Annotated in this window: 10 protein-coding genes; 1 reads left to right on the plus strand and 9 read right to left on the minus strand. The window is 64.1% G+C overall.

Going from position 1 to position 12,298, the window contains the following annotated elements; translation table 11 throughout:
- Nucleotides 1–88 precede the first annotated feature (88 nt).
- The 4 genes from JWQ90_RS13830 to atzF all read right to left on the minus strand — a co-directional run bounded on the left by JWQ90_RS13830 (nucleotide 89) and on the right by atzF (nucleotide 5,281).
- On the minus strand, nucleotides 89–772 hold the full coding sequence (locus JWQ90_RS13830) for an isochorismatase family cysteine hydrolase (RefSeq protein WP_299695132.1): 684 nt from the start codon (nucleotides 770–772) through the stop codon (nucleotides 89–91).
- Between the two features lie 124 nt (nucleotides 773–896).
- Entirely contained in the window at nucleotides 897–2,492 is a 1,596-nt protein-coding gene (locus tag JWQ90_RS13835; protein ID WP_299695135.1) for a regulator, read from the minus strand.
- Nucleotides 2,493–2,670: 178 nt separating this feature from the next.
- Nucleotides 2,671–3,354: an isochorismatase family cysteine hydrolase gene (locus JWQ90_RS13840; protein WP_299695138.1), complete on the minus strand. Its 684-nt coding sequence runs from the start codon at nucleotides 3,352–3,354 to the stop codon at nucleotides 2,671–2,673.
- A 136-nt stretch (nucleotides 3,355–3,490) separates the two neighbouring features.
- Nucleotides 3,491–5,281 carry an allophanate hydrolase gene (atzF, locus tag JWQ90_RS13845; RefSeq protein ID WP_299695141.1) on the minus strand — a complete coding sequence of 597 codons (1,791 nt, stop codon included), beginning with the start codon at nucleotides 5,279–5,281 and terminating at the stop codon, nucleotides 3,491–3,493.
- Nucleotides 5,282–5,384: 103 nt separating this feature from the next.
- Between atzF and JWQ90_RS13850 the strand changes: the two genes are divergently transcribed.
- Entirely contained in the window at nucleotides 5,385–6,089 is a 705-nt protein-coding gene (locus JWQ90_RS13850) for a GntR family transcriptional regulator (protein ID WP_299695144.1), read from the plus strand.
- 100 nt (nucleotides 6,090–6,189) lie between these two features.
- On the opposite strand, the gene urtE is transcribed toward JWQ90_RS13850, so the two are convergent.
- The 5 genes from urtE to urtA all read right to left on the minus strand — a co-directional run bounded on the left by urtE (nucleotide 6,190) and on the right by urtA (nucleotide 12,284).
- Entirely contained in the window at nucleotides 6,190–6,900 is a 711-nt protein-coding gene (gene urtE, locus JWQ90_RS13855) for an urea ABC transporter ATP-binding subunit UrtE (RefSeq protein ID WP_299695146.1), read from the minus strand.
- A gap of 131 nt (nucleotides 6,901–7,031) precedes the next feature.
- Entirely contained in the window at nucleotides 7,032–7,832 is an 801-nt protein-coding gene (urtD, locus tag JWQ90_RS13860) for an urea ABC transporter ATP-binding protein UrtD (protein WP_299695149.1), read from the minus strand.
- Nucleotides 7,833–7,872: 40 nt separating this feature from the next.
- A complete protein-coding gene (gene urtC / locus JWQ90_RS13865; protein ID WP_299695151.1) occupies nucleotides 7,873–8,967 on the minus strand; it encodes an urea ABC transporter permease subunit UrtC in 1,095 nt (364 codons plus the stop codon).
- Nucleotides 8,968–9,067: 100 nt separating this feature from the next.
- Nucleotides 9,068–10,753, minus strand: coding sequence for an urea ABC transporter permease subunit UrtB (urtB, locus tag JWQ90_RS13870; protein WP_299695153.1), 1,686 nt, complete (start codon nucleotides 10,751–10,753; stop codon nucleotides 9,068–9,070).
- A gap of 259 nt (nucleotides 10,754–11,012) precedes the next feature.
- The gene (urtA, locus tag JWQ90_RS13875) at nucleotides 11,013–12,284 is read right to left on the minus strand and encodes an urea ABC transporter substrate-binding protein (protein WP_366919509.1); all 1,272 of its coding nucleotides are present in this window, start codon (nucleotides 12,282–12,284) and stop codon (nucleotides 11,013–11,015) included.
- Nucleotides 12,285–12,298: the final 14 nt, after the last annotated feature.

Here is a 12,298-nt window from a genome sequence, read left to right on the forward strand (position 1 = left end):
GCGGTCCTTGACCGCTATTGCGGCTGCATTGGCACATTCGCGGACAAGGACCGCTCCTACAGGTACGGAATCATCCCCGGCGATATCGTCAGACCAGTGCTTCGAGCAGTGCTTGCGAGTTGGACACCGCACCGAACACGCCGCCCTGCATCTTGATCATGTGAAGTGCGGCGAGATGGTTGTTGTGATCCGTCGCGCCGCAGCAGTCTTCCAGCAGCACGCATTCGAAGCCGCGGTCGTTGGCTTCGCGCATCGTGGTATGCACGCAGACGTCGGTGGTGATGCCCGACAGCAGGATGTTGTCGATGCCGCGCACGCGCAGGATCAGCTCCAGATCGGTGGCGCAGAACGAGCCCTTGCCGGGCTTGTCGATGATCGGCTCGCCCGGCAGCGGATACAGCTCTTCGATGATGTCCCAGCCCGGCTCGCCGCGTACCAGGATGCGGCCGCAGGGGCCGGGGTCGCCGATGCCGGCGCCCATCTGCCGCGAGCGCCAGCGCTTGTTCGCCGGCAGATCCGACAGATCCGGTCTATGGCCTTCGCGCGTGTGGATGATGTGGAAGCCGAGTTCGCGGAATCGCGTCAGCACGCGCTTGATCGGCGCGATCGGCGCGCGCGTCAGCGACAGCTCGTAGCCCATGGTGTCGACGTAGCCGCCGATGCCGCAGAAGTCGGTCTGCATGTCGATGATGATCAGCGCCGTGTTCTGCGGCCGCAGATCGCCGTTGTAGGGCCAGCGGTAGGGTTCGGCCTGGACGTAGAGTTCGGTCATCAGCTGCTCCTGATTAGTGGAAAGTCGTCATTCCCGCGAAGGCGGGAATCCAGGGCCGCAGTGACCGCTGCCTGGATTCCCGCCTTCGCGGGAATGACGAAGTACCGGGCTGTGGTTGAGCGTATTACAGCGCCGCTTCGGCGCCGGGCAGCGCGTCCTGCGGTCGCGCTTTCACCGGCTCTTCGGCCGACACGCTGTAGCGCGCGCAGCCGAACAGCAGCGCGGCGACACCCAGATAGCTCAGCGCGACCAGCGGCGTCTTGGCGATGCCGATCGCCTCGCTGTGCATGAAGCCGAAGAAAGTCAGCACCGCTCCGGCAGCCGCAAAGCCCGCGGCCTTGGCGAACGTACGATCAATGATGCAGGCCGCGATCGCGGCGAGTATCAGGCTGCCGAGAATCGCGCCGCTGCCGAGCAGTTCCAGCCCGTGGTACAGCACGCCGGCGCCGGCGAGCTTGTCCAGGCCTACGGTTGCCGCATTGGTGCCGGCCGCGCCGAGCGCGTTGTCGATCATCAGCTTGCCCCAACCGGCGACCTGCGGAATCAGCGCCAGGATCACCGCTGGCGCGTGATTCTTCGGTGTCTCCTGGAACGCCTGCGCGCCGATCAGCATGCCGATGTAGAGCAGGATCGGCGAGATCGCGACCACCGGAATCAGCGCCATCATCACGGCCAGAATGCCGAACCACGACAGGATCAGCACCATCACGCCGGTCGCGGCGGAATAGCCGATGCGGCCGCCGATCGCCTTCCAGCCCGGATGGCCGATGTACACCGCATTGATGAAGGGATTGCCGAGGCAGCAGCCGATCAGGCTGACCACGCCGTCGGCGGTCAGTACGCGCGTCGTCGGGTAGTGGTCGCCGCCGGCCTCCGCGCTCTCGACGTTGTCCATCGCCTCGACCAGGTCGTAGATGCCGAACGGGATCGCGGTGACCAGGATCACGCCCAGGTACTGGAAGCCGCCGAACACGTGGCCGAACTCCGGCACCGGGAAGCTGAAGCCGAAGCTGGCGAAGGAACTGCCGAGTTTCTCGACACTCATGCCGCCGAAGTGAAAGCCGAACGCGAGCCCGCCCCAGGCGATCAGCGAGCCCACCGCGATTGCGACCAGGCCCGCGGGAATGCCCTTGAAATAGCGCACGCCACCGAACCAGCTCGACAGCAGGATCGCGAAGCAGACGATGCCGATCACCGGGTCCATGTACATGTCCAGCGCAGGGCGCAGCGAGATGAACGCGATCGACACGCCGGCGAGCGCGCCGAGCAGCGCGGCGCGCGGCGTGATCTTCTTGATGAAGGGCGCGACGAAGCCGCCGACCATCAGCACGAAGCTCTGCACGAACACCCAGGTCAGGCCCGCTTCCCAGCCCTTGATCGGATCGCCGGTCGCGCCGGCGATCGGCATCATGATCACGAACACGACGACGAACATATGCGGCACGCTGATGCCCGAAGGCAGTGCGCAGACATCGCTGCGGCCGCTCTTCACCGCGAGCTTATAGGCCAGGTAGGCGTAATAGATCGTCGACAGGAACAGCATCAGGCCGGTCGCGGGCAGGATGCGCCCGAAGATCAGATCGTCGGGCAGCTTCAGCACGTAGCGCATCAGCGCCGTCAGCGTCAGCAGGTTGACCAGGATGTTGGTGCCAAAGCCGAAGAAGGCATTCCAGTCGCCTGGAACCCAGATTTTGGGTTTGCTGCTTATTGCGGTGCTCATGCGTATTCCCCCTTGTGTCCCACGTTCCCCGAAACTGATGGACCCTCTCCCGCAACCGCCCTGCTCCTTCCCCCGCTTGCGGGGGAAGGTTGGGATGGGGGCGCGACGACAGCGCCGCGACTTCCGCCCCCACCCCGGCCCTCCCCCGCAAGCGGGGGAGGGAGAGATTCGACCCGATTTATCCCAGCGCCGCGATTACGCGCGCCGAATCTGAAACCCAGCCGAAAATGCCGCCCTGCGCGACGATCATGCGCAGCGCCATTTGGTGAAATTCGGGGAAGTACGAGGCCGCGCAATCCGCCGGCACGACGCATTCGAAACCGCGGTCGTTGGCCTCGCGCACGGTGGTATGCACGCAGACCTCGGTGGTCACGCCGCAGACGATCAGCGTACGAATGCCGCGGTTTTTCAGTATCAATTCCAGATCGGTCTGACAGAACGAGCCTTTGCCGGGCTTGTCGATCACCGGCTCGCCGGGCAGCGGATAAAGCTCGGGGATGATGTCGTGGCCGGCTTCGCCGCGAATCAGGATGCGGCCCATCGGGCCGAGGTCGCCGATACGCGTCTTGCCGTGGCCGCGTTCGAGTTTGGCCGGCGGAGCGTCGCTGAGATCGGCGCGATGACCTTCGCGCGTATGCAGGATGAAAAGCCCGGTCTTGCGTGCGGCGGCGAGCAGTGCCTGCAAAGGCTCGATCGCGACGCGCAGCAGCGACACGTCGTTGCCGAGCATCGCGCCGAAGCCGCCGGGCTCCATGAAATCGCGCTGCATGTCGATGATCAGCAAGGCCGTACTCGCAGGCGAAACCGCGAGCGCATACGGCTCTGCGGCGATCGTGCAAAAGCTTGCCGCGGTGCTTGTCATGCGAGTCCCCTAATCCCTGATCTGTTCAAGCAGCATCCATGCCCGGATGCGACGTTGCATGCAAGAAAAGCAGTGTCCATTTGACGTAGGTCGGCAATCCCTTGCCGACGTGAAGCCCGCGTTGCGCATCGGGTTTTCATGTCGGCAAGGGATTGCCGACCTGCGTCGAGGCCCGATACGCACGCCAACCACCGAACTCAGTGATATCGGCAGCGCCGACCACGCCGGATTCCTCGCAAATGAAGCCGGTTTCAAAGCGTCCGTCGGCGAGCTCGATCTTGCCCAGGCCCAGCGGCGCGGCGATGCCGGCCAGAAACGAGCCGACTTCGCTGCTCGGCAGTTCCCAGACCTCGACTTCGATCGCATGGCCGCTGGCGCTGCGCGCCATCGCTGGCCGCGCCGGTGGCCCGCCTGGCAGCGCGTAGAGCCGATATCGCGCGGCGCTGCGCGTGGCTTCGATCAGGCGCGCGCCACGCGTCAGCAACTGGTGATTCAAGGCAAGACCTTGCAGATGCGCACCGCAGACGACGAGGCGCATGCGATCACCCGGACGCAGCGTGTCGCTGCTCGGCAATTGCAGTTGCATGGCCCGCGCAATGCTCAGCAAATATTGGTCGGTATACGCGCGGCCGAACAGCGTGATGCCCCAGGGCAGGCCGTTGCGCAGGCTGCCGGCCGGCACCGCGACGGCCGCGTAATCCAGCAGGTTCATGAAGTTGGTATAGGTGCCGAGTTCGCTGTTGCGCAGCACCGGTTCGGCGCGGATCTGCTCGCGGGTGTAGGCGCGCGGGATCGTCGGCGTCAGCACCAGATCGAGCGCGTCCAGGCTCTGATCGCAGATCCGCTTCAGCTCCTGCAGGCGTTCGGCTGCGAGGATTCGATCCACTGCAGTGGCATGCGCGCCGGGCGTCACCACGTCGCGAATCACCGGCAGTACCGCGTCGGGCTGGCGCGCTATCAGTTCGCCGAAAGCGGCATAGCGTTCCGCCGCGCCGGGCGCTGCGTACAGCAAGCTTGCGGCCTCCATGAACGGACGGAGATCGATCTCGACCGCTACGCCGCCGATCCCTTCCAATGTCGCGCGTGCGCAATCGAACAGCGCCGGTCCTTCGTCGCAGCCGAACCAGAGCAGATCGTGCGCGCGCGGCACGCCGAAGCGGAACGACGCCGGCGCCGCTGCGAGTGCCGCCGCATTCCAGGCCGGATTGCGCCGGCTGTACGGCTGTTGTCGGTCGAACTGCGCGAGCAACGCCAGCACTTGGGCGACATCGCCGCTGCTGCGGCTGAACAGGCTGATGCAATCCAGCGAACGGCAGCAGGGCACGACGCCGGAAGTCGACACGATGCCGCGCGTTGGCTTGACGCCGACCAGGCCGTTGAGTGCCGCCGGCACGCGGCCCGAACCGGCGGTGTCGGTGCCGAGCGAAAAGCTCGCCAGGTTCAGTGCAACCGCCAGCGACGAGCCCGAGCTGGAGCCGCCGCTGGGATATTCCGGCAGCACCGAGTTGCGGCATTCACCGTAAGGCGAGCGCAGGCCGTTGAGGCCGGTGGCGAACTGGTCCAGATTGGTTTTGCCGGTGGGCACTGCACCGAGATCGATCAAGCGCTGCACTGCAGTTGCCGAAGCTTGCGGCGTGTAGGCATAGGCCGGGCAGGCTGCGGTGGTGGGCACGCCGGCGAGATCGATGTTGTCCTTGATCGCGAACGGGATGCCGAACAGCGGCAGCGACGCCGGGTCGCGCTCGTCGAGCGCCGCCAGGTAGGGCTCAAGCTGCGCCTCGTCGAGCAGCGTGATGTACAGATGAAACTCGGGATTGGCCGCGAGCGCGCGCTGGCGCAAATGCGCGAGCAGGTCGCGCGGCCGGCAATCGCCCGCCTGATAAGCGGCGCGCAAGGATGCGAGCGACAGATCGTCCGGTACTCTCACGACGGCTTCCCGTTGGCTGGCGCCAGACATCTGGCGCGCAATGTTGTATGCAACAAGCAGGCCCATGCTTGCATACAATGGCGCCTCTCCCTGGACCCGATGAATGAACAGCAGCGTGATTCTCAAAGGCGGCTCCGCCCACGAGGTCTATTCCCAGCTCAAGGCACTGATCCTCGGCTTCGAGATCTACCCGGGCTCGCGGGTCACCGAAAGCGAGCTGGCCGAGCGCTTCGGCGTCAGCCGCACGCCGGTGCGTGAGGCGCTGCAGCGGCTGCAGCTCGAGGGCTATCTGACGGTGCGGCCCAAGCAGGGCTGCTTCATCCGCGAGATCGACATCGAGGAGATCGACGAGCACTACCAGGTGCGCATCGCACTGGAAATGTGCGCGCTGGAAGTGGCCTGCACGCACATGCCGGACAAGGCAATCAGGGAACTCGCGCGCAAGTGGGACCCGGCACGCCAGCCGAAAACCCGGGTCGACGTCGAGGCGATGGCCGAACTCGACGAGAGTTTTCATATCGCACTGGCCGAAGGCGGCGGCAACCTGGTGCTGGCCGACTACCTGGCGCGGATCAATCATGCGATCCACATCATCCGCCGGCTCGATTTCACCGATAACCAGCGCGTCGATCTGACTTACAAGGAGCACTACGCGATCTGCCAACATTTGCTGAAGCGCGACATCGTCAGCGCGCAGCAGGCGCTGACCCAGCACATCCGCCGCAGCCAGCTGGCGGCGAAGACGATCACGCTGGAGCAGCTGTCGCGGGCACGGTCGAAGTCGCGACGTGTGGCGCGGAGCGTTTAGTCTGTCATTCCCGCGAAAGCGGGAATCCAGGCTCTGCAAGTGAGCGCCGCGCCGTCTCTGGATTCCCGCCTACGCGGGAATGACAGTTGGGATGGTGCGTTTAAACCGTCAGATGATGCTTGACCATCTCGTCGCTCAACTCGCCGATCACGCCGCCGGCAACTGCGCGGCCCTTGTCCAGAATCCGGAAGTCGCTGGCGACGCGGCGTGCGAACGGCAGCTTCTGCTCGACGATCAGCACCGTCAGCCCGGTCTCGGCATTCAAGCGCAGGATCAGGTCGCCGATCTCGTGGACGATGTTCGGCTGGATGCCTTCGCAGGGCTCGTCGAGAATCAGCAGCTTGGGCTGCAGCAATAGAGCGCGGCCGATCGCGAGCTGCTGCTGCTGGCCGCCGGACAGATCGCCGCCACGCCGACGCAGCATCTGCTTCAGCACCGGGAACTGCGTGTAGACACGCTCCAGCGCATCGGCCGGCCGCTCGCGCTTGGCGATCAGGCCCATGCGCAGGTTTTCTTCGACCGACAGCTGGCTGAAGATTTCGCGGCCCTGCGGCACGAAGCCGATGCCGAGGCTGGCGCGCACGTCGGCCGAAACCTTGCGCAAATCTTTGGCGTCGTCGGAGTCACCATCAAATAGGATCTCGCCGGAGCTGGCGGGAACCAGGCCCATCACGCAGCGCAGCAAGGTGGTCTTGCCCATGCCGTTGCGGCCCATCAGGCAGGTGCGCGAGCCGCTCGGGATCTCCATGTCGATATCCCACAGCGTGTGGCTGCCGCCGTAGAACTGGTTGAGGCCCTTGATCGAGAGCATCAGCAGCGCTCCGCAGAGAAACGTAGGTTGGGGTGAGCACAGCGAACCCCAACCTTCCTCGGAGCGATGTTGGGGTTCGCAGGCTCACCCCAACCTACAAAACCGACGAAAGACTTGGTTGAGAGCATCGCCTAATCGCCCAGATAAACTTCGATGACTTTCGGATCGTTCTGCACCTGGTCCATCGTACCTTCCGCGAGCACCGAGCCCTGATGCAGCACCGTTACGGTGCGCGCGATCGAGCGCACGAACTCCATGTCGTGCTCGACGACGACCACCGAATGCTCGCCGGACAGCGACACCAGCAGCTCCGCGGTGCGCTCGGTTTCCTGCGGCGTCATGCCGGCCACCGGCTCATCCACCAGCAGCAGCTCCGGCGACTGCATCAGCAGCATGCCGATCTCCAGCCACTGCTTCTGGCCGTGGCTCAGGCCGCCGGCCAGCGTGTCGCGTTTCTCCGTCAGTCCGATCGTTTTCAGCACGCTGTCGATCTTGTCGATCTGCGCGCTGTTGAGCTTGGCGAACAATACCTTCCACACCGATTTGTCGCCGGCCATTGCCAGCTCCAGGTTCTCGAACGCAGTGTGATTCGGGAATACCGTGGGCTTCTGGAACTTGCGGCCGATGCCGGCGATCGCGATCTCCGGCTCACTCATCGACAACAGGTCGACGGTCTGGCCGAACCATGCGCTGCCGGTGTCGGGACGGGTCTTGCCGGTGATCACGTCCATCATCGTGGTCTTGCCGGCACCGTTGGGGCCGATGATGCAGCGCAGTTCGCCGGCCTCGATGTACAGATTCAGATCGTTCAGCGCCTTGAAGCCGTCGAAGCTGACGCTGATGCCTTCCAGGTACAGAATGATGTTGTGCGACAGGTCGAGCTTGGGCGCGGCCGAGCGGCGGCGCTGGCCGAGCAGGCGGGCGCCGATCATGCGGGGCCCCCGCAAAGTAGCGGTTTACTTTGTGGGGTGTTCATGAGGCTTTCCTCTTGCTGCCCAATTTCGACAGCAGGCCGACGATGCCCTGCGGCAGGAACAAGGTCACGCCGACGAACAGCGCGCCGAGTGCGTACAGCCAGACTTCCGGCAGCGCGGCAGTGAAATAGGTCTTGGCATAGTTGACGATGAACGCACCGAGCGCCGCGCCGTACAAGGTGCCGCGCCCGCCAACCGCGACCCAGACCACGACCTCGATCGAATTGATCGGCGCGAATTCGCCCGGATTGATGATGCCGACCTGCGGCACGTACAGCGCGCCGGCAATGCCCGACAGGATCGCCGAGAACGTCCACAGCCACAGCTTCACGTTCTCGACCTTGTAGCCGATAAATCGCGTGCGGCTCTCGGCGTCCCTCACCGCCTCGATCACGCGGCCCAGTCTGGACGCGATGATGAAACGGCATAGCGCGTAGCTGATCGCCAGGATCAGCGCGGTGACCAGGAACAGGCCGATGCGGGTTTTCTGCGACTGCAGATCGAAGCCGAGCAGCTCCTTGAAATCGGTCAGGCCGTTGTTGCCGCCGAAGCCCATCTCGTTGCGGAAGAAGGCCAGCAGCAGTGCATAAGTCAGCGCCTGCGTGATGATCGACAGATACACGCCGGTGACGCGAGAACGGAAGGCGAACCAGCCGAACAGATAGGCGAGCAGGCCGGGCGCAAGCACCACCATCAGCATCGCCACGCCGAAGTGATCCATGCCGTGCCAGAACCAGGGCAGCTCCTTCCAGTTCAAAAACACCATGAAGTCCGGCAGGATCGGATCGGCGTACACGCCGCGCGTGCCGATCTGGCGCATCAGGTACATGCCCATCGCGTAGCCGCCGAGCGCGAAGAACGCGGTATGGCCCAGGCTCAGGATGCCGCAGTAGCCCCAGATCAGGTCCACCGCGATCGCCATCAGCGCGTAGGTCATGTACTTGCCGATCAGCGTGACGGTGTAGCCGGGAACGTGCAGTGCGGAGGTCTCCGCGGTGCCCAGATTCAGCAGCGGAACGAAGATCGCGAGCAGCAGCAGTGCGCCGAAGAACAGCTGCGAGCCGCGGTCGCTCAGCAATAAGCGCCGGATCATGAGGGAATCCGTAGGGCGGGTCGTGACCCGCCGCTTTGGTTGTTGACCGGGCAGAAGCGGCGGGTCATGACCCGCCCTACGGGGAGGTTCTGGCTCATCGCTAGCCCTCCGCCGCTCGGCCTTTCTGCGGGAACAGCCCGCGCGGCCGCTTCTGGATGAACATGATCAGGAACACCAGTACCAGAATCTTCGCCATCACCGCGCCGGCATAGGGTTCGAGCAGTTTGTTGACGACACCTAGCGACATGCCGCTGATCAAGGTGCCCCACAGGCTGCCAACGCCACCGAACACCACGACCATGAACGAATCGATGATGTAGGCTTGGCCGAGATTCGGGCCGACATTGGTCAGCTGCGACAGCGCGACGCCGGCGACACCGGCGATGCCGGAGCCAAGGCCGAAAGTTGCGGCGTCGACCCATTCGGTGCGCACGCCCATCGCCCGCGCCATCGCGCGGTTCTGCGACACCGCGCGCACTTTCAGGCCCAGCGAGGTGCGCTTCAACAGTGTCAACAAAGCCGCAAATACGATGAACATGAAGATCACGATGTACAGGCGGTTGTAAGTCAGCGACAGCGCGTCGTTGATCGTCAGCGAGCCGCTCATGAATTCCGGCGTCGCCACGGATCGGTTCAACGGCGAGAAGATGCTGCGCACCAGCTGCTGCAGGATCAGCGACAGGCCGAAAGTCGCGAGCAAAGTCTCCAGCGGGCGGCCGTACAGGAAGCGCACGATGCCGCGCTCGATCGCCACGCCCATCAGTCCGGAGACGCAGAACGCGGCCGGGATCGACAGCATCGTCGCCAAGGCAATGTGCTGCGGCATCAGCTGCTGCATCACGTAGGCGGTGTACGCGCCGAGCATGATCAGCTCGCCGTGCGCCATGTTGATCACGCCCATCACGCCGAAGGTGATCGCCAGGCCGATCGCAGCGAGCACCAGCACCGAGCCCAGCGACAGGCCGAAGAACAAGGTCTCGATACCGCCATAGATCTGGCGCTTGCCTTCGATGTTGCGCACCGCCATCTGCGCTGCCGAGCGCACGCGCGCGTCGGGCTCGACGTCGCTGCCGTCGTCGTTCTTCGAAGTCAGCGGCAGCAGTGCGTTGTAGGCATCGGCGGAGATGTCGCCGGACAGATGTTTGACGGCCGCCAGGCGCGTGTCGGCGTCGCTGCTGGCCAGGTCCGCAAGTGCCAGGCCGATGTCGATCGCGCTGCGTACCCTGGCGTCGGTCTCGGTTTCGCGGTGCGCACGCAGCGCGGCGGTCGACTCGTCGTCGACGCTGCGCATCATTTCGCGCACCGCGGCCAGCCGCACGGCGGCGTCCTTGTCGCTCAGGCTGAGCTGCGCGATCGCCGCTTTGAGCGTCTTGCGCAGCGAGTTGTTGGTGCCGACTTTCTTCACGTCGTCGGCGGACAGGTTTGAGGCTTCACCGCTGACCGCATCGGCCAGAGCCTGGGGCTCGCCTTCGGTCTTCGATATCAGCACGTGGCCATCGGTGCTGGAAAACAAGCGGTTTTCTAGCAGCGCGCGCAACAAGGGTGCAGCCGCGGGATCACCGCTGGCCGCGATCTGCTGCACCAGGTCGGCTTTCTCGGAATAGCTTGCCTCGGGTAGCGCGGCGACCCAGGCGGCAAAGCCCTGAGCTGCAGCCGGCGCTGTTTGAGCCGTCTCGGCGGTCGGTGCAGCGGTAGCCGCGTCTTCCGCATGCAGCGGAGCGACGATGCCGAGCAGCAGCACCAGCGCGAGAGATTGGAGTGGCCAGGTTGAGCGAGAGAGTTTCACGAGTTGGTCAATGCAACTTGGGCGCCAAAAATCGCCCCGGACCGCTTTTGCAGTCCGGGGCAGGGGTCTTACCACGGGAGAGGTTCCAGACCGTTGATGTGGCGGACCGGAGAGAACCCCGTTCCTCCCGAGTAACCCACGTAGTGGGTGTATCGAGGGACGCATCGTCGCTCAAGTCCCTCGATATGCGCCTTTGGCGCTACTCGGGACGAACGGAGTGACGTTGTGTCGGGGTGTCCAGTCCGCAACATCGATCCGCTTACTTCGCCACTTCTTCGGCGGAGCAGGTCTTGGTCGCAGTGTTGTAGTGCCCGCACTTCAGCGTCACCCAGTCGGCTTCCATGTCCTTGCTGCCCGGCAGGTAGTCGGACCAGGCGTCACCCGGAACGGTGCCCTTGGTCTTCCATACCACGTCGAACTGCGCGTCATCGCGGACTTCACCGATGTACACCGGCTTGGTGATGTAGTGGTTCGGCAGAACCTTGGCGGTGCCGCCGGTCAGGTTCGGCGTTTCCAGGCCCGGCAGCGTTTCGATGACCTTGGTGACATCAACCGTCTTGGCTTTCTCGACCGCTTTCACCCACAGATTGAAGCCGATCACGGTGGCTTCCATCGGATCGTTGAAGGTGCGCTTGTCGTTCTTGATGAACTTGTGCCAGGTCTCGATCGCCTTCTTGTTCTCGGGCGTGTCGACGCTCATGAAGTAGTTCCAGGCGGCAAGATGGCCGACCAGCGGCTTGGTGTCGAGGCCGGCGAGCTCTTCTTCACCGACCGAGAACGCGACCACCGGGATGTCTTCGGCCGAGATCTTCTGGTTGCCGAGTTCCTTGTAGAACGGAACATTGGCGTCGCCGTTGATCGTCGACACGACGGCGGTCTTCTTGCCGGCGCTGCCGAACTTCTTGATGTCCGACACGATCGACTGCCAGTCGCTATGACCGAACGGCGTGTAGTTGATCATGATGTCTTCGGACTTGACGCCCTTGGCCTTCAGATAGGCCTCGAGAATCTTGTTGGTGGTGCGCGGATAGACGTAGTCGGTACCGGCCAACACCCAGCGCTTCACCTTCAGATCCTTCATCAGGTAGTCCACGGCCGGGATCGCCTGCGTGTTCGGCGCGGCACCGGTGTAGAAGACGTTTTTGCTCGACTCTTCACCCTCGAACTGCACCGGGTAGAACAGCAGGCCGTTGTCCTTCTCGAACACCGGCAGCACGCTCTTGCGCGACACCGAGGTCCAGCAGCCGAAGGTCACCGAGACCTTGTCTTTCTCCAGCAGCTCGGCGGCTTTTTCCGCGAACAGCGGCCAGTTCGAGGCCGGGTCGACGACCACCGCTTCGAGCTTCTTGCCGAGCAGGCCGCCCTTCTTGTTCTGCTCGTCGATCATCATCAGGACAGTGTCCTTCAGCGTGGTCTCGGAGATCGCCATCGTGCCGGACAGCGAGTGCAGCACGCCGACCTTGATGGTGTCGGCGGCGTGGGCGCTGAAGCTGGCCGCGGCGATCGCCGCGGCCATCAGGATTTTCTTCATTTGCATCGGATCAC

Source organism: Hydrocarboniphaga sp., assembly GCF_028291725.1.
In the GTDB taxonomy this organism is placed as follows: domain Bacteria; phylum Pseudomonadota; class Gammaproteobacteria; order Nevskiales; family Nevskiaceae; genus Hydrocarboniphaga.